Source organism: Sphingomonas pseudosanguinis (assembly GCF_052056765.1).
GTDB classification, from domain to species: Bacteria; Pseudomonadota; Alphaproteobacteria; order Sphingomonadales; family Sphingomonadaceae; genus Sphingomonas; species Sphingomonas pseudosanguinis.
The window spans coordinates 3,473,550-3,495,359 of sequence record NZ_CP189888.1 but is presented as its reverse complement, the minus strand read 5'-3'; the positions used below and the strand labels follow the sequence as shown (position 1 = coordinate 3,495,359).

Genomic DNA, 21,810 nt, shown 5'->3' with positions numbered 1-21,810 from the left:
GATCAACCGCCTCTTTTCCCATCCCGCCCCCATCCGGACAAGGCCCAATCCATGCCAGCCGATCATATCCTGACCTATGCCCAGACCATGTCGGGCGGCGTGGAGGCGGCGCTCGGCCGGATGCTGGGCGGCTGGATCGAACGGGGGCGGCGGGTGACGCTGCTGCTGGGCCAGGACGGCGGCAGCTTTCGCGATGCGGTGCCGCGCGGGGTGGAGACGGTGACGCTGGGCCGCGATCATTATGCCGGGGTCGGCGCCGCGCTGCCGCTGCTGATCGACGCGGTCCGGCCCGACATCCTGTTCTGTCCGGGCAATCATTATACCAGCATGGCGGCCTATGCCCGGCTGCGGCTGGCGGAGCGCTGTCCGCCGATCGTCGCCAAGATGTCCAATGCCGTCGATCGCGGCGACCATTCCGCCTGGCTGGCCTGGGGCCAGCGGCAATGGCTGGCGCTGCACGGGCTGTTCCTCGACATGCTGGTCGCGATGACGCCGGCCACCGCGCGCGCGGCGCAGGCGGCGACGGGCATGTCGGTGGCGGTGATCCCCAATCCCCCGGCCGCGCTGCCCGGCGGCACGCTGGCCCACGCTCTGGCGGGTGAGCGACGTATCCTGGGCGTTGGACGGCTGGAGCCGCAGAAGCGCTGGGACCGGCTGATCGCCGCGATGGCGCATCTGCCCGAGAATGTCGGGCTGACCCTGCTCGGCGAAGGAAGCCTGCGCCCGGCTTTGACCGCGCAGATCGATACGCTGGGGCTAAGCCACCGGGTGGCGATGCCGGGTCACAGCGCGCACGCCCCGGCGGCGATGGCCGCCGCGCATGTCCTGGCGCTCTCCTCAGACTATGAGGGCGTGCCGGGCGTCCTGCGCGAGGCGCTGGCGGTCGGGACGCCGGTGGTCGCGACCGATTCGAGCCCGGCGGTGGCGGAGATCGTCACCCATCCGGGTCTGGGCAGCATCATCGCGCGCGAGGATGGCGCGGCGCTGGTCGCCGCCTTGCGCCACTGGCTCGATCCCGCGACGCCGCGCCCCGCGCCGGTATCGCAGCCGGGGGCCGACTCGGCCGAACGCTATCTGGCGCTGTTCGATTCGGTGGTCGCCACGCGGCGACGCGAGACGGCACGGTCAGCCGCGCTCGGCCAGTCCCTCTTCCGCCGCCTGACGCTCCGACCGGCGCTGTAGCGCGGACTTGATCATCGCGGTCATCGGGTCGGCCAGCGCCAGCCCCATGATGCCGAACAGCGCGCTCGCCAGGATCTGGGTCGACAAAGTGAGCGCGGGCGGCAGGTCGACGGTGCGCTTGGCGACCATCGGCACCACGACATAGCCATCGAAGGTCTGCACGACCAGATAGGTGCCGATCGCCCAGAAGCCCGCATCGGTGCCCGCCGAAAAGCCGACCGCGACCATCAGCATGCCGGTGACGATCGCGCCGATATTGGGGATGAAGGCCAGGATGCCGGCGATGATGCCCAGCAGCAGCGCCATCGGCACGCCGCCGATCATCAGCGCGATCCCGGTCAGCACGCCTTCAAACGCCATGCCCAGCAGACGCCCCGCCAGCAGCTTGCGCAGCGTGGTCATCACCCGTTCCTGGGTAATCGCGAACTCCGCACGGCCTGAGCGCGGCACCATCCATTGCAGCCCGCGCGCATAGCCATCGGGATTCATCGCCAGGAACAGCCCAATGATCAGGATCATGAACAGCGAGGTCACCGCCCCCACCGCCGTACCGACCCACGAGGTCAGCCGCCCGATCGACCCCAGCGACTGGCGCAGCAGCCCGTTGAGGTCGGACGGCCCCGGCATCAGCCCCTGCGACGCCAGCCAGCCGGTCGCGCGTCCCGCCTGGCTCTCCAGCGTCGAGCGCAGCTGCGTCACCTGCTGCGTGACCTCGACTCCGGTCAGATAGAAGGTACCGAGCAGGAATGCCGTCACCGCGAGCACGACGATCAGCAACCGCCAGCCGCGTCCGATCGGCAACACCCGGCCGAGCAGCCGCACGCCACCGTCCAGCAGCGTGGCGAAGACCAGCCCGCCGAAGATGACGAGGAGCGGCTGGACCAGCAGCACCGCGATCGCCATCGCGCCGGCCAGCCCCAGCCAGATCGCCGCGCGGGTCAGTTCGCGCCGGGCGAAACCATCCTTCATTTCCAGGGGAGCGGGACGGTCCGTCAGCGGCACGGGGTCGGTCATCGCGATCAGTTCACCGTGGTCGGATGCAGCGAGGTTCCCGCCCGCCCCGATCGCAGCGACCCCCACCAGGTCAGCGGGTTGAGCGTCGCGTCGCCATCCAGGCTGAAGGTCACGAACTCGGCACGGCCGCCGATATTCTCATAGGGCACCGCCCCGCCCAGCCCCAGCTCAGCCAGCGAGAAGCGGCTGTCGGCCGAGCGGTCGCGATTGTCGCCCATCAGGAAGACATGGTTGGCCGGAATGGTGATCGGCCCGTAATTGTCGCCCGGGCTCCAGCCCAGCTCGACCGTGTCGTAGCGGCGATTGTTGGGCAGCGTCTCGGTCACGATCGGCAGGTGGCAGACCCATTGCCCGCTGGCGTTGCGGACGCGCGCCTCCTCGCCATAATCCGACGCCTTGCACGGGCTGTTGGTGTCGACCGGTATGTCGACATAATGCACCGGGCCGCGCTGGACCGGCTTGCCGTTGAGGATCACGGTGCCGTCGCGCACCTCCAGCCGGTCGCCGGGCAGGCCGATCACCCGCTTGATATAGTCGTTATGCGTGCCCGGCGGGGTCACGATCACGACATCGCCGCGCGTCGGCAGCGATCCGAACAGACGGCCATGGACGAACGGCATCTGCCAGCTCCAGCTGTCCTCGGGCTGGCGTAGCACGACCGATTTGAAGATCGCGACCGGGTTGGGGATGGTCGGCGAGACGAACGACCAGCCATAGGCGAATTTCGACACGACCAGCCGGTCGCCGACGCGCAGGCCCGGCAGCATCGACTCGGACGGGATGTAGAAGGGCTTGGCGATAAAGCTGTGGAAGCCCAGCACGATCAGCAGCAGCCAGAACAGCCCCTTGACCTCGGCCCACCAGTCGGTGCCCTTCTTCTGGCTCGCGGGTGGCGGCGCGGCGTTCACCGGCTGATCGCCCCCCGGCTGGTTCACCGGCGAGCCTGGGTTCGTGTCCAACACCGCGTCCTTCATGCGGAAACTTCCGGTCGTGCCTCGATCACGACAAAGGCCTGCGCCCAGGGGTGATCGTCGGTCATGGTCAAGTGGATATGGGCGACGTGGCCCTCCGGCGTCATCGCGTCAAGCCGTTCGCGCGCGCCGCCGGTCAAAGACAGGGTCGGCGCACCCCCGGGGAGGTTCACCACGCCGATGTCGCGCATGAACACGCCGTGCGAAAAGCCGGTCCCGACCGCCTTGGAAAAGGCCTCCTTGGCGGCGAAGCGCTTGGCGTAGGTCCCGGCGCGGGTGAAGGGGCGCCTGGCGGCCTTGGCCTGTTCGATGTCGGTGAAACAGCGCGCCTCGAACCGGCCGCCATGCCGGTCCAGCGCGGCCTGGATACGCTCGATATTGCAGAGATCGGAGCCGAGACCGATGATCATAAAATCCTCCCCGGCACGGGGAGGGGGACCGTCGCGCAGCGATGGTGGAGGGGGTTCTCCACCACGCGAATCCTATGGCGCGCGCCCCCTCCACCAGCCTGCGGCTGGTCCCCCTCCCCGTGCCGGGGAGGATTCACCGCGCGAGGTCCATCGCGGCGCGCATCTTGCGCACCACTTGCGGAAGGCCGACGAACACCGCGTCCGCGATCAGGAAGTGCCCGATGTTCAGCTCGCGCACCTGTGGGATCGCGGCAATGGGCGCGACATTGTCATAGGTCAGGCCGTGGCCGGCATGCACCTCGATCCCGTTCTTCGCCGCCAGCGCCGCTGCGTCCGACAAGCGGCGCAGCTCCACGCTACGCGCCTCGCCGTCCAGCTCGGCATAACCGCCGGTGTGCAGCTCGACGACCGGCACGCCCAGGTGCAGCGCCGCTTCGATCTGGCGCGGATCGGGTTCGATGAACAGCGAGACGCGGATGCCCGCCTCGCCCAGCTTGGCCACCATGGGGCTGAGCCATTCGCGCTGCCCGGCGGCGTCGAGGCCGCCCTCGGTCGTCCGCTCCTCGCGCTTTTCGGGCACGATGCAGGCGGCGTGCGGACGATGCTTCAGCGCGATGGCGAGCATCTCCTCCGTCGCCGCCATCTCGAGGTTGAGCGGCACCGTCAGTTCCGCCGACAGGCGCGCGATGTCGTCGTCGGTGATGTGCCGCCGATCCTCGCGCAGATGCGCGGTGATCCCGTCCGCGCCCGCGTCCGCCGCGATCAGCGCCGCCTTGACCGGATCGGGATAGCCCGCGCCGCGCGCGTTCCGCACCGTCGCGACATGGTCGATATTGACGCCCAGGCGCAAATGCTCGGTCATGCCGCCGCGCGGCTCCCCGGCTTGATCGCAGGGATCGCGGCCAGTTCGGCGGGCAGGGCGTCGGGGCTGTAGCTCGGCACGTCGAGGCGGATCAGCGGGAAGAAGGGCACGCCCAGATCAGCCGTCCCGTTCGAACGATCGACCAGCGAGGCCGCCGCGATCGTCTCGCCCCCTTCGCGTGCGATGGCGGCGATCGCCTCGCGGCTGGACAGGCCGGTGGTGACCACGTCTTCCATCATCAGCACCTTCTGCCCCGGCTCCAGGCGGAAGCCGCGGCGCAGGTGGAAGGTTCCCTCGGGCCGCTCCAGGAACATGCCCGGCACGCCCAGCGCGCGCGCCATTTCATGGCCGACGATGACGCCGCCCATGGCGGGGGCGACGACCGCGCTGATCTGAGCCTTGATGTCCGCCGGGATCTTGGCGGCCACCGCCTCGCACAGTCGGGCGGCGCGCGCCGGCTCCATCAGGACGCGCGCGCATTGCAGATAGCGCGGGCTGCGCAGGCCGGACGACAGGATGAAATGCCCTTCGAGCAGCGCCTCGGCGGCGCGGAACTCGGCGAGGACGTCTTCATCGGTCATGGGGCAACTCCGGCATCGGTCAGATGACCCGGCCTCATAGGATCGCGCCCCTGTTCGCGCAATCTGGCATGTGACGCTCAAGGGTTGAGGGGGCGCGGTCCCGTGCTATAGTCCACCTAACAAAAACGACATGACGCCCCGCATGAGGACCATCGGACGACCGACGGACAGGCGAGGGAGATGGGAGACGAGAGCGGGATGAGCGAGGTCAAGCGCATGTCCGGACCCCGGAGGATGAGGATGCCCAAACGCATGAAGGCGATCGCGGTCGCCGCCGGGCTGGGATGCGCCGCGCTGTCGGGTGCCGCCTTCGCGACTCCGGCCGCGCCCCCTGCCCCGACCGCCGCGCCCGCGCCCGCGCCGCAGGCCGCCGCCGAAGGGGCCGGCGTCGCCAACACCGCACCGACCAGCGCCGCCGCACCGGCGACCGCCGCGCCCACCAGCCCGCTGCTGGCGCAGGACGGCGCGCCCGCGACCACTATCGATCCCAATGTCGGGCTGCCGATCGACGGCCGCATCGGGCTTCAGCCGCAGGTGACGAAGAACGGCGAGTTCGCGCACTGGATGCACAATGGCGTCCTGTTGCCGGTCATCACCGCGATCTGCGTGCTCGTCCTGCTACTGCTCGCCTGGGTCGTGTTCCGCTATCGCCGCGCCGCCAACCCGGTCGCGTCGAAGACCAGCCACAACACGCTGGTCGAGGTGCTGTGGACGCTCGGCCCGGTCGTCGTCCTGGTCCTGATCGCCATCCCGTCGATCGGCCTGCTCCAGGCGCAGTTCAAGCCCGCGCCCGCCGGCGCCGTCACGTTGAAGGCGATCGGCAACCAATGGTACTGGACCTATCAGTACCCGGATCATGGCGGGATCGAGATCACCGCCAACATGCTGAAGGAAAAGGATCAGGTGGCCCCCGGTGAGCGTGCACGCACCGATGCCGACGGTCCGCGCCTGCTGGCGGTGGACAATCGCATCGTCCTGCCCGTCGGCGTGCCGATCCGCCTGATCACCACGTCGAACGACGTCATCCACAGCTGGGCGATCCCGGCCTTCTGGATGAAGCTGGACGCGGTGCCCGGCCGGTTGAACGAGACGAGCTTCACCATCGAGAAGCCGGGCCTGTATTTCGGGCAATGCTCCGAACTGTGCGGCGCGCGCCACGCCTTCATGCCCATCGCGGTGCAGGCGGTGCCGCGTGAGCAGTTCGCCGCCTGGGTCGCGGCCAAGGGCGGCCAGATGCCGGGCACGAAGGCGCCCTCCTCCTCGGTGATCCCGCAGCCGGGTGCCGAGGGTTCGGCCGTCGAGGCCGCGCAGGCCAATGCCGCCGAGGCGGTGACGGGGCCGGCCGACAATATGGCCACCCCCGCCCAGTCCCCCACTTCCGCGCAGGGCGCCACCGGCAATCCGGCCGGCCCCGGCAACGCTGGACAATAAGCCATGACCGACACCGCACTTCACCCCGGATCGGCTTTCGTCGGTCATGAGGATCACCACCACGCGCATCATGACGCCGATCACAAGCCCGGCTTCTTCGCGCGCTGGTTCCTGTCGACCAACCACAAGGACATCGGCACCCTCTATCTGATCTTCGCGATCGTCGCGGGCATCATCGGCGGCGCGATCTCCGGCCTGATGCGCGCCGAACTGCGCGAACCGGGCATCCAGTATCTGGGCGTCTGGGCCGGCATGCTCCACGGCGGGGCGCAGAGCCTCGACCAGTCGCTGCACCTGTGGAACGTGCTGATCACCGCGCACGGCCTGATCATGGTGTTCTTCATGGTGATGCCCGCGATGATCGGCGGGTTCGGCAACTGGTTCGTGCCGATCATGATCGGTGCGCCCGACATGGCGTTCCCGCGCATGAACAACGTGTCCTTCTGGCTGCTGATCCCGGCCTTCACCCTGCTGCTCGCCTCGCCCTTCTTCGGCTCGGGCGCGGGCGTGGGCTGGACCGCCTATGCCCCGCTATCGACCTTCGGCGAGCCGGGGCCGAGCGTCGACATGGCGATCCTGTCGCTGCACTTGGCGGGTGCGTCGTCGATCCTGGGCGCGATCAACTTCATCACCACCATCTTCAACATGCGCGCGCCGGGCATGACCCTGCACAAGATGCCGCTGTTCGTCTGGTCGGTGCTGGTCACCGCCTTCCTGCTGCTGCTCTCGCTGCCGGTGCTGGCCGCCGCGATCACCATGTTGCTGACCGATCGCAATTTCGGCACGACCTTCTTCGACCCCGCCGGTGGCGGCGACCCGATCTTGTACCAGCATCTCTTCTGGTTCTTCGGCCACCCCGAAGTGTACATCATGATCCTGCCGGGCTTCGGCATCGTCAGCCAGATCATCGCGACCTTCAGCCGCAAGCCCGTCTTCGGCTATCTCGGCATGGCCTATGCCATGGTCGCGATCGGCGTGGTCGGCTTCGTCGTCTGGGCGCACCACATGTTCGCCACCGGCCTCTCCGTGAACACCAAGATGTACTTCACCGCCGCGACGATGATCATCGCGGTGCCGACCGGCATCAAGATCTTCTCGTGGATCGCGACCATGTGGGGCGGCTCGATGAGCTTCAAGACGCCGATGGTCTGGGCGATCGGCTTCATCTTCATGTTCACCGTCGGCGGCGTGACCGGCGTGGTGCTCGCGAACGGCGGCATCGACGACTATATGCACGACACCTATTATGTCGTGGCCCACTTCCACTATGTGCTGTCGCTGGGTGCGGTGTTCGCGCTGTTCGCCGGCTTCTATTACTGGTTCCCGAAGATGTCGGGCAAGATGTACAGCGAGTTTCTCGGCCAGCTGCACTTCTGGGTGTTCTTCGTCGGTGTGAACCTGCTGTTCTTCCCGATGCACTTCCTGGGCCTGCAGGGCATGCCGCGTCGGTATCCCGACTATCCGGATGCCTATGCGACCTGGAACGCGGTCGCCACCCATGGCTATGAGATCATGGCGGCCGGCATGGTGATCTTCTTCGTCAACCTGGTCTGGTCGCTGGTCGCGGGCAAGCCGGCGGGTGACAATCCCTGGGGCGATGGTGCGACGACGCTGGAATGGACGCTGTCCAGCCCGCCGCCCTATCACCAGTTCGAGACGCTGCCGCGCATCCACTGATCCTTTCGCGGCACGATCAGATAAGGGCTTCGGGGCATCGTCCCCGAAGCCTTTTTTGTTACGCTATCATAACGATATGGCCGCATCGGCCCAAATGATGCTTCGTTGCGACGAGCCGAGGAACCATTTCATCCTTCGTTAGCCAAACAGCCCGCATTTTGGCGGCGGCCCGCACAGATTGCGGCCGCAGCGAAACGGACATGCGATGACGGGGTGGGACGATCACATCGCGGAGCCGCTCTTGACGGCGCCCGGCGATACCGACGGACAGAGGATCGAGAAGGCGGGCCAGAGTCTGGCCACGGGCGGCGCGGCCTTGCCACTGCTGGCACTCGCGGCCTGTGGCGGTGGAGGCGGCGGCGGGACGTCGACCGCGACTCCTGCGGGCAGCAGCACCCCCTCGACCCCCGTCGTGGTCGTCACCCCGCCACCGACCGTGATCGAGGCCAGCCGCTTCCTGGCGCAGGCGACGATGGGCGCGACGCGGGGGCTGATCGATGCGGTCGTCTCGCGCGGCTATGACGGCTGGCTGACCGACCAGTTCGGCATGGCGCGCGCCACCAGCCACTATGACTGGCTGGTCGCCAACGACTATGTCAAAGAGAGCGACCGCTTCATGGTGAATGGCTACGACGCCACGCTGTGGCGGCAGATGATCGTCGAGCCGGATCAGTTGCGCCAGCGCGTCGGCATGGCATTGTTCGACATCTTCGTCGTCAGCATCGACGGCGTCACCCGCTCGTGGCGCGCCATCTCGACCGGTTCCTTTGTCGACATCCTGCTCGACAACGCGTTCGGCAATTACCGCGATCTGATGGGCGCGGTGACGACCAGCTTCGCCATGGCCAGCTATCTGACCTATTTCGAGAATCGCAAGGCGAACCCGATCACCGGCACCCAGCCCGACGAGAATTACGCGCGTGAGCTGATGCAGCTGTTCACCATCGGGCTGTACCAGCTGAACATGGACGGCTCGCTGAAGATGAACGGCGGCCAGCCGATCGAGACCTATGGCCAAGCCGATGTCTCAGGGTTGGCGCGGGTCTTCACCGGCCTGATCCAGCCCAATGCCGAGGATCTGCCGCCGCGCTATCGCCAGCCGCTGGTGATCCATGCCGGCATGAACGAGACCGGCGCATCGAGCTTCCTGGGCGCCACCGTCAGCGGCGGCGGCATGGCGGCGATCAACAGTGCGCTCGACACCATCTTCGCGCATCCCAATGTGCCGCCCTTCGTCTCGAAGCAGCTGATCCAGCGGCTGGTCACCAGCAACCCCTCCCCCGCCTATATCAACCGCGTCGCGTCCAAATTCGCCGATAATGGCCAGGGCGTGCGCGGCGACATGAAGGCGGTGATCCGCGCCATCCTGCTCGACAGCGAGGCGCGCACCCTCCCGGCCAGCGGCGCGGTGGGCAAGCTGCGCGAACCGGTGATCCGCTTCACCAACTGGGCGCGGGCCTTCGGCGCCACCTCGCCCTCCAACGCCTGGGCGATCGGCGACACCAACGCCGCCACGCGGCTCAGCCAGACCAAGGGCCGCAGCCCGTCGGTCTTCAACTTCTACCGCCCCGGCTACACGCCGACCGGCACCAGCCTGGCGAGCAGCGGGCTGGTCGCGCCCGAGTTCCAGATCACCAACGAACAGACGGTGATCGGCTATGTGAACTTCATGTACGGCGTGATCGCCAACGGCATCGGCGATGTGAAGGCGGACTACACCAACATCCTGACGCTCGCCGCCGACTCCAAGGCGCTGGTGGACGAGATCAACCTGGTGCTCGCCGCCGGACAATTGTCGAGCGCGACGCAAGCGGCGATCCGCAATGCGGTCGACAGCGTGTCGGCGACCGCGACCGGCGGCCCGATCAACCGGGTCGGCATCGCCATCCTGCTGACCATGGCCTCCCCCGACTATCTGAACCTGCGGTGATGAGCATGATCCACGATCAATCCCCCCATGACCAGTCCCGGCGCGCCTTCCTCAAGCGCAGCGCGCTGCTCGGCCTGGCCGGCACCGCCACCCCCTTCGTCTCCAGCCTGGCCGCGATCGGCGAGGCGGCCGCCGCCACCGCGTCCGATTACAAGGCGCTGGTGTGCGTGTTCCTCTATGGCGGCAATGATTACGCCAACACGCTGGTCCCCTATGACGAGACCAGCTTCGCCGCCTATCGCACCGCCCGCCCCAATATCGCCTATCAGCGCGACGCGCTGGCCGGCAGCGTCCTGAACCCGGCGGTCGCGCTGCCCGGCGGCCGCGCCTATGCGCTGTCGCCCGCCATGCCCGAGCTGCGCCAGCTGTTCGATGCGGGCAAGATGGCGGTGGCGCTGAACGTCGGCACCCTGGTCGAGCCGACCACCAAGACCCAGTTCACCAATCGCACCGTCAAGCTGCCGCCCAAGCTGTTCAGCCATAACGACCAGCAGAGCTTTTTCCAGGCGTCCAACCCCGAAGGCGCGACCAGCGGCTGGGGCGGGCGGATCGGCGACGTGTTCCAGAACGGCAACGGCACCGCCGCGCTGACCTGCATCAACACTAGCGGCAACGCCATCTATCTGAGCGGGCGGACCGCGATCCAATATGCGGTGGGCACCGGCGGCCCGGTCGCGCTGCTCAACAACAGCAAGACGCTTTACGGCTCCTCCTCGGCGCTCGATGCGCTGCGCGGAGTCATGACCGCCGAGTCGAGCTATGCGATGGCGACCGAACATGCCCGCATCACCAAGCGCGCCTTCGACGTCCAGGCACAGCTCAGCAGCGCGCTGGCCGGCGCGCCCAGCGGCAATTTCCCTCTTTTCCCGTCGAACAACAACCTCGCCGACCAGCTGAAGATGGTCGCGCGGATGATCTCGGTCAGCCAGACCCTGGGGCTGAAGCGTCAGGTCTTCTTCGTGTCGATGGGCGGGTTCGACCTGCACGACAATCTGGTCGCGCAGCACCCCGTCCTCTTGGCCAAGGTGTCGGCGGCGATGAAGGCCTTTTACGACACCACCGCCGCGATGGGCGTCGCCAACCAAGTGACCAGCTTCACCGCTTCCGACTTTGGCCGCACGCTCCAGTCCAATGACGGCGGCGCCGATCATGGCTGGGGCGGCATGCACTTCGTCGTCGGCGGCGCGGTGCGCGGGCAGCGCTTTTATGGCAAGGCGCCGATCGTCGGCGTCAACACCAGCGATGATGTCGGCAGCGGCCGCCTGCTGCCCAGCATGTCGGTCGACCAATATGCCGCGACGCTGGCCAGCTGGTTCGGGATCGATTCGGGGGGCCTGCGGACCGTGCTGCCCAATATCGGCAATTACGATGCCTCGACCTGGAATCAGGGGTTCATGGGATAATGGTCCCGACCCCATCGGGTGGGCGGGCGAAGCCGAGTGGGGGGTGAAATCAATATCCGCTGCGGCTTCGCACTCGCCCGCCACTATTGACCAAGTAACGATACAACATTGCAAGACCGGTCAATTTACCGATCATCGCCGATCGGAAAAACTTTGGTCTGCCGATGGCTGGCATGGAAAGCCGGGGAACCCATATGGGCGCCGCGATCGTTGGGTCGCGTCACCGTTTTCCTACAGGAGCTTCCATGCCCACTCCCGCCAAGGGTTATGCCGCCCAGTCGGCCGAGACCCCGCTCGCGCCCTTCTCGTTCGAGCGTCGCGACCCGCAAGGTGACGATGTCGCGATCGACATCCTGTATTGCGGCGTCTGCCATTCTGACCTGCATACCGCGCGCAGCGAGTGGGAGGGCACGCTCTACCCTTGCGTCCCGGGCCACGAGATCGTCGGCCGCGTGACCGCGGTCGGTGGCGACGTCACCAAGTACAAGGTCGGCGATCTGGTCGGCGTCGGCTGCATGGTCGACAGCTGCGGCCACTGCCCGTCCTGCCATGACGGCGAAGAGCAATATTGCGAGACGACCGGCTTCGTCGGCACCTATAACGGCCCCGACCCCGTCATGGGCGGCCACACCTTTGGCGGCTATTCGGACCATATCGTCGTCAAGGAAGGCTTCGTCCTGAAGATCAACCATGACGAAGCCGATCTGGCCGCCGTCGCGCCGCTGCTCTGCGCCGGGATCACCACCTATTCGCCGCTTCGCCATTGGAAGGTCGGGCCCGGCCAGAAGGTCGGCATCGTGGGTCTGGGTGGCTTGGGCCATATGGGCGTGAAGATCGCCGCCGCGATGGGCGCCGAGGTCTATGTCTTCTCGACATCGCCGGGCAAGGCCGAGGATGCCAAGCGGCTGGGCGCCAAGGGCCTGATCGTGTCGAAGGACGAAGCGCAGATGGCCGAACACGCCAACAGCTTCGACTTCATCCTGAACACGGTCGCCGCCCCGCACAATCTCGACGCGTTCCTGGGTATGCTCAAGCGCGACGGGACGATGACGCTGGTCGGCGTCCCCGACTCGCCGCACCCCTCGCCCTCGGTCGCCAACCTCGTCTTCCGCCGCCGTTCGCTGGCCGGCTCTCTGATCGGCGGCATCGCCGAAACGCAGGAGATGCTCGACTTCTGCCACAGCCACGGCCTGACGGCGGACATCGAGATGATCGCGATGGACGAGGTCAATACCGCCTATGACCGGATGCAGAAGAGCGATGTGAAGTATCGCTTCGTGATCGACATGGCGACGTTGAAGCAGGACTGACGCCGCTGAGTCCCACGCCCCTCCCGCAGGCGGGAGGGGATGGGGGAGGGAACGCCACAGGCGACAGGCTCGGTGAGACTCCAGGCCCTCCCCCCGTCCCCCTCCCGCTTGCGGGAGGGGGTGCGCTTGGGGCTGGCGTTGGCTAGATACCAACCGCTTCGATTGCCCCCCTCCTCGCCACGCCCTATATGCGGGACGCCCATGTCCAGCATTCCCTCCTCCGTCTTCGTTCCCGCCGACTGGCGCGATTTCCTGGCGCTCACCAAGCCGCGCGTGATGACGCTGGTGGTGTTCACCGGCCTGTGCGGCATGCTGGCGGCGCCGGTCGGGATCGATCCGGTAATCGGCTTCACCGCCATCATGTGTATCGCGCTGGGCGCGGGCGCGGCGGGGGCGCTCAATCAATGGTATGAGGCGGACCTGGACGCGCTGATGAAGCGCACCGCCAAGCGGCCTTTGCCCGCCGGGCGGATGAGCCGCGAGTCGGCGCTGCATTTCGGCGTGGGGCTGGCCTGTTTCTCGGTGCTGCTGATGGGACTGGCGGTCAATTATGTCGCCGCCGGCATCCTGACCGTCTCCATCCTCTTCTATGTGCTGGTCTACACCGTCTGGCTGAAGCGCCGAACGCCGCAAAATATCGTCATCGGCGGCGCGGCGGGGGCGTTTCCGCCGCTGATCGGCTGGGCGGCGGCGACCGGCGAGATCGCGCTGCTGCCCTTCCTGCTGTTCAGCCTGGTCTTCCTGTGGACGCCGCCGCATTTCTGGGCGCTCGCGCTGTTCGTGAAGACCGATTACGCCAATGCGGGCGTGCCGATGTTGCCCGTCGTCGCGGGCGAGCGGGTGACGCGCGCGCAGATCGGGCTCTATACCATTCCGATGGCCATCGCCGCCGTCGCACCCTGGCCGCTGGGGCTGACGGGCGCGATCTATGGCGTGATCGCGACCGTAGGCACCGCGCTGTTCGCGCTCTACGCCGCCATCGTGGCCTTTCGTCATACCCAGGCCGACGACACGATGAAGCCCGAGAAGCGGTTGTTCAAATACTCGATTCTCTATCTTTTCCTTCTCTTTGGCGCGCTGGTGGTGGATCGTTGGGCATGACGCCTGACGATTCGAATCGGATTCGCGCCAAGCAGCGCGCCCGCGCCACGGTGATGGCTCTGCTGCTCGGCTTCCTGGTGGTGCTGATCTTCTTCATCACCCTATCCAAAATCCGGTCGGGGATGCACTGATGCGCCTGACCCGCCAGGCCCGAACGGTGGTGTTCGCGCTGTTCGGTGTGGTCTTCATGACCGGCCTCGCCTGGGCCAGCGTGCCGCTCTACCGCATGTTCTGCCAAGTGACCGGCTATCAGGGCACGACGCAGCGGGGCAGCGAGGCGCCGGGCAGCGTCCATCGCCAGATCCGCGTCGATTTCGACGCCAATGTCGCCTCGCGGCTCGCCTGGACCTTCAAGCCCGAAAATCCGCATGAAACCGTCGATATCGGCGCGCGCGACATGGTGTTCTTCACCGCGACCAACAACGCCAAGGTGCCGGTGACGGGCACCGCGACCTTCAACGTCACCCCCGATCAGGCCGGCCGCTACTTCACGAAAATCCAGTGTTTCTGCTTCACCCAGCAGACGCTGCAACCCGGCGAGACGGTGCGGATGCCGGTGATCTTCTTCGTCGACCCCAAGATCCTGAACGACCCCGACGCGCGCGACATCGAGACGATCACCCTGTCCTACACATTTTACCCGGTGGATTCGGGGAAGAAAGCGGGTTAGCCTGCCCCCAAAATAGCAAAATCATAGGGACGGGATCATGGCTGGCGCGAAGAACCACGACTATCACATCCTGCCGCCGAGCCCCTGGCCGCTGGCCAGTTCGATGTCGGCGCTGCTGATGGCCTCGGGCGCGATCATGTGGATGCACAGCGTGCAGGGCGGCGGCTGGGCCTTCCTGGCGGGTCTGGCGGCGGTGCTGTTCTGTATGGGCAGCTGGTGGGCCGACGTGGTGCGCGAGGCGCATAATGGCGACCATACCCCGGTCGTCCAGCTTCACTTCCGCTATGGCATGATCCTGTTCATCGCCTCCGAAGTCATGTTCTTCGTCGGCTGGTTCTGGGCTTTTTTCGACTTCGCGCTGTTCCCGACCGCGATGAGCTTCGTCGACGGACAGGTCGAGCGCGCGGCTGAAGGCGCCGCCGCCATCGCCGCGACCTGGCCGCCCAAGGGGCTGGAGGTGATCGACGCCTTCAAGCTGCCGCTGCTCAACACGCTGATCCTGCTGACCAGCGGCACCACCGTCACCTGGGCGCACCATGCGCTGATCCACAACCAGCGTGGCGGCGAGAAGAAGGGGCTGTGGGGTGCGTTGGGCGTCGGCGACCGCGACGGCGTGCTGAAGGGGCTGTGGCTGACCGTGATCCTGGGCCTGATCTTCAGCGCGATCCAGGCGTACGAATACATGCACGCGCCCTTCCCCTTCAAGGGCATCAACTATGGCGCGGCCTTCTTCATGGCGACCGGCTTCCATGGTTTCCACGTCATCGTCGGCACCATCTTCCTGATCGTCTGCCTGATCCGCGCCTATCGCGGTGACTTCACGCCGCGCCAGCATTTCGGGTTCGAGGCGGCGGCCTGGTACTGGCATTTTGTCGACGTGGTGTGGCTGTTCCTGTTCGTCACCATCTATGTCTGGGGTGGCTGGGGCGCGCCGGTTCATAGTGGCTGATACCCCTCCGACCCTATCGCAGGCTGCGTTTCAGGGGCTGTGTCCGCGTTGCGGCCAGCCCCATTTGTTTGCCGGGCCGGTCTTTTCGGCTCAGGTGGTGACCTTCGCCGAGCGTTGCGCGACCTGCGGGTTGGACTTCACCCGCTTCAATGTCGGGGATGGACCGGCGGCGTTCCTGACCCTGATCCTGGGCACGATCATCACCATCGCGGCGATCCTGGTCGAGATGACGCTGCACCCGCCGCTCTGGCTGCACATGCTGATATGGCTACCGCTGACCGCGATCGGCGTGGTCTATAGCTTGCGTATCGCCAAGGGCGCGCTGATGGCCGCCGAATATCGCAACGAAGCGCGCGAGGGCGCGGTCGCCGAGCCCGCACGGGACGAGAAGGCATGAGGCGCCTGCCCATCCTCCCCACGCTGATCGTCGGGCTGGCCATCGCCGCGATGATCGCGCTGGGCCTGTGGCAGCTGCTCGATCGCCTGCCGCAGAAGCAGGCCTATCTCGCCCAGTTGGCGGCCAATCCGGCGCGCGCACCGATCGCCTTTCCCCTCTTCCCCGACGAAAGCCTGCTCTTCCGCCGCACAGTCGGCGACTGCCCGCCGCCGGTGACCATCCGCCGCGCAGGCGCCGGCGCGGCCGGGTTCCGGCTGATCGCCACCTGCTCGGTGCCGCGCGGATCGATGCAGGTGCAGCTCGGTACGACGCATGACCCACGCGCCGAAACCGGGTGGCCGGGCGGGCGGGTCAGCGGCTATATCGCCCATGCCCCGGACAGCCGCTCGCTGATCCAGTCGGCCTTCGACCATCGGCCGCAAGCCATGATGCTGGTCGCCGACACCCCCGCCGCCGGGCTGGAGCCGAACCCCAGCCCCGCGATCGACGCGGTGCCCAACAACCACCTCGCCTATGCGGTCCAATGGTTCCTGTTCGCCGGCATCGCCGCAATTATCTATGCTTTGGCGGTCGTTCGGCGCAATCGAATGGTTGTGACAAGCGCCGCACCCCGTTAAGCCGCACCGCATCATGCGCTATATCAGTACCCGTGGCTCCGCCCCCGTCCTCGATTTCCGGGGCGCGACCCTGGCCGGTCTCGCCAGCGATGGCGGGCTTTATGTCCCCGAGACCTGGCCCAGCCTGACGCCCGAGGACATCGAAGCACTCGCCGGCCTGTCCTATGCGCAGACCGCCGCGCGGATCATGGCGCCCTTCGTCGGCGACAGCCTGAGCGCGGAGGAACTGCAAGGCCTGTGCGACGCCGCCTATGGCCGTTTCTCGCACGCCGCCGTCACGCCGCTGGTCCAGCTCGACCATGACCAATGGCTGCTGGAGCTGTTCCACGGCCCGACGCTGGCGTTCAAGGACGTCGCGCTCCAGATGCTCGGCCTGCTGTTCGAGCGGTTCCTGCGCGGCACCGATACCCGCCTGACCATCGTCGGCGCGACCAGCGGCGACACCGGCTCGGCGGCGATCGACGCGGTGGCGGGGCGCGCCAATATCGACATCTTCATGCTGCACCCCGCCGGCCGCGTCACCGACATCCAGCGCCGCCAGATGACGACGGTGCTCGCCCCCAACGTCCACAACATCGCGATCGAGGGCAATTTCGACGACGCCCAGGCGCTCGTGAAGGCGATGTTCAACGACCGCGCCTTTGCCGATCGCCACACGCTGTCGGCGGTCAATTCGATCAACTGGGCGCGGTTGATGGCGCAGGTCGTCTATTATTTCTACGCCGCCGTCCGGCTGGGCGCGCCGGGCAAGGCCGTCGCCTTCTCGGTGCCGACGGGCAATTTCGGCGACGTGTTCGCGGGCTATGTCGCGGCGCGCATGGGTCTTCCCGTCGAGCGACTGATCGTCGCGACCAACGTCAACGACATCCTTCACCGCGCGCTGTCCTCGGGCGATTATTCCAAGGGGCAGGTGCAGGCGACCGCGACGCCGTCGATGGACATCCAGGTCAGCTCGAACTTCGAACGGCTGCTGTTCGACGCCAATGGCCGCGACGGCGCGGCGCTGGCGGCGCAGATGAAGGGGTTCGAGGGGACGGGCGCGATGCGGCTGACCAATGCGCAGAGCCAGGCTATAGCGCCGCTCTTCACCAGCACGCGCGTCGATGCCGATGACATGAGCCGTGCGATGCGCTGGGCGGCGGACCATACCGGCCAGATCCTCGATCCGCACACCGCCATCGCCCTGTCCGCCGCGCGCGCCGCGGAGACCGACGTGCCGGTGGTGACGCTGGCCACCGCGCACCCGGCCAAGTTCACCGATGCGGTCGAGCGTGCGACCGGCGTCCGCCCCCCCTTGCCCCGCCGCGTCGGCGACCTGTTCGAGCGCGAGGAGCGGTTCGAGACGCTGCCCGCCACATTCGACGCGGTTACGGCCTATATCGACGGGCGCTCTTTGCGCTAACGGGGGCGCATGACACTCGAAACGATGATTGGCGAGCCCTGGGCGGATTACGGGCTGGTGGACTCGGGCCATGGCCGCAAGCTGGAACGCTATGGCCGGTTCCGCTTCATCCGCCCCGAGCCGCAGGCGATGTGGGCCCCCGCCACCGATGACTGGCGCGCGGCGGCCGAGTTCGTCCCCGGCTCGGACGAGGATGGCGGCGGTCGCTGGAATTTCAACGAGCCGGTCCCGCGCGACGGCTGGCCGCTGAAGTGGAACGAGGTCCGCTTCACCGCGCAGAACACGCCGTTCCGCCATCTGGGCTTCTTTCCCGACATGGCGCCGGTGTGGAGCTGGATGCGCGAGCAGGTGGCCGACCTCGAGTCGCCCGAGTGCATGAACCTGTTCGGCTATACCGGCGTCGGCACGCTGGCGATGGCGAGCGCAGGCGCGAAGATGGTTCATGTCGATGCGTCGAAGAAATCGGTCGAGGCGGCGCGCGGCAATGCGATGCTGTCGGGCCTGGGCGACGCGCCGGTGCGCTGGATCATCGACGACGCGGCCAAGTTCGTCGCGCGCGAGGGGCGGCGCGGGCGGCGCTATGACGGCATCCTGCTCGATCCCCCCAAATATGGGCGCGGGCCGGAGGGCGAGGTCTGGCGGCTGGAAGAGGATCTGCCCGGCCTGATCGCCGATTGCCGCAAGCTGCTCGACGAGAATTCGCGCTTCCTGTTCCTGACCGTCTATGCCGTGCGCATGTCGGCGCTGGCGATCGGCGAGATGCTGCGCCAGGTGATGGGCGACCTGCCGGGCAAGGTGGAATGCGGCGAACTGGGCGTGCGCGAGGAAGCGCGCGGGCTGATCCTGCCCACCGCCATCTGGGCGCGGTGGAGCCGGTAAGCAAAAACGTCCGTTCAGCCTGAGCGAAGTCGAAGGCCACGCCAGATCATAGCGGCGGAGCGTGTGCTTCGACTTCGCTCAGCACGAACGGGATTTCGGGTTAGAGAAGGATGACATGAGGTGGATTCGTCATTGCGAGCGTAGCGAAGCAATCCAGTGTCTAGGCAAGACGCTCTGGATTGCTTCGCTACGCTCGCAATGACGGCTTGGGTCAAACTGACGTTATCCCGCTCTAGGAGGCAGTCACCTCGATCAACGCTACCTCATAGGTCGCCACCGCCCCGCCGGCCTCGAACGCCCGCGCGATCCGCCGCATCGCGCCGGGCGGGATCGGCCGATGTCCCGCACGCGGTGTTCCCGCCCCGATCGCCCGCAGCGCACGCATGAACGCCGCCGCCGTCCCGTGGCGTTGCTCGAACGTCCGCGTCGTGATGTGCCACCCCGTTTCCGCCAGAGCCGCGACGGCCGGATAAGACGGACTCCCCGCGGCGAACCCCTCCGCCCGGTGCGCGTTATGCCAGTCGGCGAAGGTCCCTTCGACCAGCGTTGTCACCAGCATCCGCCCCCCCGGCGCCAGATGTGCCGCCAACCGCCGCAAGCCTGCCGCCAGATCAGTGAACCACTGCACCGCCAGACTGCTGACGATCAGGTCGAACACCGCCTCGCCCGCCAGATCGGGATGCTCGCCGTCCAAGACGCGACTCCGCACCCCTGGCATCCGCGCCTGCCCGCGCGCCAGCATCTCGGGCGCGATGTCCGTCATCAACCAATCGGGCCGATCGAGCCGGGGCCATGCCGCCTGTGTCAGGAAGCCGGTGCCGCACCCGACCTCCAGCACGCGCGGGGCGGTGGGCGCGACCGCGACGATCCGCTCGGCCAGCCATGCCGCCACCTGCCGCTGGACCACGGCATGCGTGTCATAGGTCGCCGCCGCGTCAAAGGCCTGCGCGATCCGCGCCCGCGATGGAGTCTGCACGGCCACGGCTCAGTCCCGGACCGACCGGATCGCCGCCGCGGCCAGCCAAGGCGCGCCGGTCACCAGCAACAGCGACAGCGCGGCGAGCAGCTTGGCCCCGCCCATGCCGTCATCGCCCGCCCCGAAGATCAGCAGCGGCAGCGCCAGCGGCAACAGCAATAGCCCCGCCACCGCGCCCGCGCCGCGCAGCCCCGCCGTCAGCGCCCCGGTCGCCACCGCCAGCGCCGCCAGCCCCGGCGTGCCCAGCAGCAGCCCCAGCTCGACCCGCATCACCGCCGCGCCGTCCAGCCCGAACAGCGCGCTCGCGACCAGCGCCGCCAGCATCAGCGGCGGCGCGAAGGCCAGCCAATGCGCGACGATCCGCAAGAGCATCACGAGCGGCAGTGACAATCCGCGCATGGCCACCTGATCGAACCAGCCCGACTCGCAATCCGGCGCGACCAGCCGATCGACCGGCAACAGCGCCGCCAGCAACGCCGCCACCCAGATCGCCCCCGCCCCGATCCGCGCCAGCATCACCCGGTCGGGACCGATCGCGAACGGGAACAGGATGACCGCGAGCAGGAAAAAGCCGCAGACCAGCCCCGCGCCGCCGCCGGCATAGCCGCGCCGCACGTCGCGCGCGATCAGCGTCCAGGCCGCGCTCATGCCGGCATCCGTTCATCGAGAGTCAGGGTGCGCGCGCCCGGCACCGACAGCGGCTGATGCGTGGTCAGCATCACCGCGCCGCCGCCCGCCCGGTGGCGGGCGATGACCTGCTCCAGCATCGCGAGCCCCGCGCTGTCCAGGCCATTGCCCGGTTCATCCAGCAACCACAGCGGTGCCTGTGACGCGAGGACCCGCGCCAGCGCGGCGCGGCGGCGCTGCCCGGTGGACAGGAGGCGAACCGGAATCCCGGCGATGGGCGACAGGCCGACGGTCTCGATCGCCGCCGCCACCCGCTCGCGCGCCGCCGCCCCGCGATCGAGTCGTGCCCAGAAGGTCAGCGCCTCGATCAGGGGGCGTTCGGCATCCAGCGCCAGATCGTCGGTCATCAACGCCACCGGCGCGGATCGCACCACCATACCGTCGAACGGGGCGAGCAGGCCGGCGGCGACGCGCAGCAGGCTGGATTTGCCGATGCCATTGGGGCCGGTGACGATCATCGCCTCACCGGGCGCGAGGTCGAGCGATACGCCGGCGAACAACAGCCGCCCGCCGCGTGCGCAGGCGACCCGGGTCAGGGACAGGATCACGCCGACGGGCCGTCCACCGCGTCTTCCAGTGCGTGCATGTCGTCGTCGGACAGGCCGAAATGGTGGCCGATCTCATGGATCATCACATGCGCGACCAGATCGTCGAGCCGCACCCCCGTCTCGATCCATTCCTCCAGGATCGCGCGGCGATAGAGATGGATACGATCGGGCAAGCCGCCGGAATCCATGCTGCTTTTCTCGCCCACCGGCCGGCCGTGATACAGGCCGGTCAGGTCGAGCGGATGCTCGATGCCCAGCGCCGCCAGCGTCTCGTCATCGGCATAGTCCTCGACGATCAGCACCACATCGCCCAGATGCGCGGCGAACGCCGCCGGCAGCCGCGCCATCGCCGCCCGCGCGATTCCCTCGATCGCTTCGATTCCCGGTGCCTCACCGATCGCGACTTGCCCGCTCATGCGCGCCGTCATACCGCTGGGGCCGACCAAAGAACAAGACAAGCAAGGGGACGCAGATGGTGGAGCGGCTGAGCGAGCTGGATCGGGATGAGGCGCTGGACGATCTGCCCGACTGGGATTGGGACGAAGGCCGCGATGCGATCAGCCGCCGGTTCGTCTTCGCCGATTTCAGCGAGGCGTTCGGATTCATGACCCGCGTCGCGCTGCTGGCGGAAAAGGCCGACCATCATCCCGAATGGTCCAATGTCTGGAACCGGGTCGACATCGTCCTGACCACCCACGACGCCGGCGGCCTGTCGGCACGCGACATCGCCATGGCCGAGGCGATCGACGCTTTGGTGATGGGGTGGACGCCCCCCGACGGCATCGATGTGCCAGAGTGGAGGTGTTGATCACC

The 21,810-nt window shown here is 67.5% G+C and carries 24 protein-coding genes; 15 read left to right on the top strand and 9 right to left on the bottom strand.

Annotated elements, in window-relative coordinates; translation table 11 throughout:
* The first annotated feature begins 51 nt into the window (after positions 1–51).
* On the top strand, positions 52–1,182 hold the full coding sequence (locus tag ACQHGV_RS16050) for a glycosyltransferase (protein WP_440978929.1): 1,131 nt from the start codon (positions 52–54) through the stop codon (positions 1,180–1,182).
* Here ACQHGV_RS16050 and ACQHGV_RS16045 read toward each other — a convergent pair.
* The 5 genes from ACQHGV_RS16045 to pyrE form a co-directional block, all read right to left on the bottom strand.
* Positions 1,126–2,196 (bottom strand): AI-2E family transporter, encoded by a 1,071-nt coding sequence (locus ACQHGV_RS16045; RefSeq protein ID WP_440978928.1) that lies wholly within the window; start codon positions 2,194–2,196, stop codon positions 1,126–1,128. The two genes, ACQHGV_RS16050 and ACQHGV_RS16045, sit on opposite strands and share 57 nt — an antisense overlap.
* Positions 2,197–2,201: 5 nt before the next feature.
* Positions 2,202–3,170: a signal peptidase I gene (gene lepB, locus ACQHGV_RS16040; protein ID WP_440978927.1), complete on the bottom strand. Its 969-nt coding sequence runs from the start codon at positions 3,168–3,170 to the stop codon at positions 2,202–2,204.
* A complete protein-coding gene (acpS, locus tag ACQHGV_RS16035) occupies positions 3,167–3,577 on the bottom strand; it encodes a holo-ACP synthase (RefSeq protein WP_440978926.1) in 411 nt (136 codons plus the stop codon). The genes lepB and acpS overlap by 4 nt, the downstream gene beginning before the upstream one ends.
* Before the next feature lie 133 nt (positions 3,578–3,710).
* A complete protein-coding gene (locus ACQHGV_RS16030) occupies positions 3,711–4,439 on the bottom strand; it encodes a pyridoxine 5'-phosphate synthase (RefSeq protein ID WP_440978925.1) in 729 nt (242 codons plus the stop codon).
* Entirely contained in the window at positions 4,436–5,020 is a 585-nt protein-coding gene (pyrE, locus tag ACQHGV_RS16025; RefSeq protein ID WP_440978924.1) for an orotate phosphoribosyltransferase, read from the bottom strand. Before pyrE ends, ACQHGV_RS16030 begins: the two co-directional genes overlap by 4 nt.
* A 240-nt stretch (positions 5,021–5,260) precedes the next feature.
* Here pyrE and coxB point away from each other — a divergent pair, with 240 nt between their 5' ends.
* From coxB to ACQHGV_RS15960, 13 genes are all read left to right on the top strand, one after another.
* The gene (coxB, locus tag ACQHGV_RS16020; protein WP_440978923.1) at positions 5,261–6,451 is read left to right on the top strand and encodes a cytochrome c oxidase subunit II; all 1,191 of its coding nucleotides are present in this window, start codon (positions 5,261–5,263) and stop codon (positions 6,449–6,451) included.
* Between the two features lie 3 nt (positions 6,452–6,454).
* Complete coding sequence (gene ctaD, locus ACQHGV_RS16015; protein WP_183951537.1) at positions 6,455–8,128, top strand: cytochrome c oxidase subunit I; 1,674 nt, start codon at positions 6,455–6,457, stop codon at positions 8,126–8,128.
* Positions 8,129–8,333: 205 nt separating this feature from the next.
* A complete protein-coding gene (locus ACQHGV_RS16010) occupies positions 8,334–10,058 on the top strand; it encodes a DUF1800 domain-containing protein (RefSeq protein WP_440978922.1) in 1,725 nt (574 codons plus the stop codon).
* On the top strand, positions 10,058–11,461 hold the full coding sequence (locus ACQHGV_RS16005; protein ID WP_440978921.1) for a DUF1501 domain-containing protein: 1,404 nt from the start codon (positions 10,058–10,060) through the stop codon (positions 11,459–11,461). The genes ACQHGV_RS16010 and ACQHGV_RS16005 overlap by 1 nt, the downstream gene beginning before the upstream one ends.
* 245 nt (positions 11,462–11,706) lie before the next feature.
* Entirely contained in the window at positions 11,707–12,771 is a 1,065-nt protein-coding gene (locus tag ACQHGV_RS16000; RefSeq protein ID WP_440978920.1) for an NAD(P)-dependent alcohol dehydrogenase, read from the top strand.
* 201 nt (positions 12,772–12,972) lie between these two features.
* Positions 12,973–13,872, top strand: coding sequence for a heme o synthase (locus ACQHGV_RS15995; RefSeq protein WP_440978919.1), 900 nt, complete (start codon positions 12,973–12,975; stop codon positions 13,870–13,872).
* On the top strand, positions 13,869–14,003 hold the full coding sequence (locus tag ACQHGV_RS15990; protein WP_007406524.1) for a hypothetical protein: 135 nt from the start codon (positions 13,869–13,871) through the stop codon (positions 14,001–14,003). The genes ACQHGV_RS15995 and ACQHGV_RS15990 overlap by 4 nt, the downstream gene beginning before the upstream one ends.
* Complete coding sequence (locus tag ACQHGV_RS15985; protein ID WP_183951542.1) at positions 14,003–14,542, top strand: cytochrome c oxidase assembly protein; 540 nt, start codon at positions 14,003–14,005, stop codon at positions 14,540–14,542. Before ACQHGV_RS15990 ends, ACQHGV_RS15985 begins: the two co-directional genes overlap by 1 nt.
* Positions 14,543–14,579: 37 nt before the next feature.
* Complete coding sequence (locus ACQHGV_RS15980) at positions 14,580–15,491, top strand: cytochrome c oxidase subunit 3 (RefSeq protein WP_409791217.1); 912 nt, start codon at positions 14,580–14,582, stop codon at positions 15,489–15,491.
* Positions 15,451–15,888, top strand: coding sequence for a DUF983 domain-containing protein (locus ACQHGV_RS15975; RefSeq protein ID WP_440978918.1), 438 nt, complete (start codon positions 15,451–15,453; stop codon positions 15,886–15,888). Before ACQHGV_RS15980 ends, ACQHGV_RS15975 begins: the two co-directional genes overlap by 41 nt.
* Positions 15,885–16,505, top strand: a complete 621-nt coding sequence (locus tag ACQHGV_RS15970) for an SURF1 family cytochrome oxidase biogenesis protein (RefSeq protein WP_440978917.1) — start codon at positions 15,885–15,887, stop codon at positions 16,503–16,505. Before ACQHGV_RS15975 ends, ACQHGV_RS15970 begins: the two co-directional genes overlap by 4 nt.
* Before the next feature lie 13 nt (positions 16,506–16,518).
* The gene (gene thrC, locus ACQHGV_RS15965; protein ID WP_440978916.1) at positions 16,519–17,907 is read left to right on the top strand and encodes a threonine synthase; all 1,389 of its coding nucleotides are present in this window, start codon (positions 16,519–16,521) and stop codon (positions 17,905–17,907) included.
* A 9-nt stretch (positions 17,908–17,916) separates the two neighbouring features.
* Complete coding sequence (locus ACQHGV_RS15960; RefSeq protein WP_440978915.1) at positions 17,917–18,786, top strand: class I SAM-dependent methyltransferase; 870 nt, start codon at positions 17,917–17,919, stop codon at positions 18,784–18,786.
* A gap of 232 nt (positions 18,787–19,018) precedes the next feature.
* Here ACQHGV_RS15960 and ACQHGV_RS15955 read toward each other — a convergent pair whose 3' ends face one another.
* The 4 genes from ACQHGV_RS15955 to ACQHGV_RS15940 are packed head-to-tail and all read right to left on the bottom strand — an operon-like array spanning position 19,019 to position 21,413.
* Positions 19,019–19,768 (bottom strand): methyltransferase, encoded by a 750-nt coding sequence (locus ACQHGV_RS15955; RefSeq protein ID WP_440978914.1) that lies wholly within the window; start codon positions 19,766–19,768, stop codon positions 19,019–19,021.
* A 3-nt stretch (positions 19,769–19,771) separates the two neighbouring features.
* A complete protein-coding gene (locus ACQHGV_RS15950; protein ID WP_440978913.1) occupies positions 19,772–20,410 on the bottom strand; it encodes a heme exporter protein CcmB in 639 nt (212 codons plus the stop codon).
* On the bottom strand, positions 20,407–20,997 hold the full coding sequence (gene ccmA, locus ACQHGV_RS15945; protein WP_440978912.1) for a heme ABC exporter ATP-binding protein CcmA: 591 nt from the start codon (positions 20,995–20,997) through the stop codon (positions 20,407–20,409). Before ccmA ends, ACQHGV_RS15950 begins: the two co-directional genes overlap by 4 nt.
* Complete coding sequence (locus tag ACQHGV_RS15940; protein ID WP_440978911.1) at positions 20,994–21,413, bottom strand: metallopeptidase family protein; 420 nt, start codon at positions 21,411–21,413, stop codon at positions 20,994–20,996. Before ACQHGV_RS15940 ends, ccmA begins: the two co-directional genes overlap by 4 nt.
* Here ACQHGV_RS15940 and ACQHGV_RS15935 point away from each other — a divergent pair.
* Entirely contained in the window at positions 21,383–21,805 is a 423-nt protein-coding gene (locus ACQHGV_RS15935; RefSeq protein WP_440978910.1) for a 4a-hydroxytetrahydrobiopterin dehydratase, read from the top strand. The two genes, ACQHGV_RS15940 and ACQHGV_RS15935, sit on opposite strands and share 31 nt — an antisense overlap.
* Positions 21,806–21,810 lie beyond the last annotated feature (5 nt).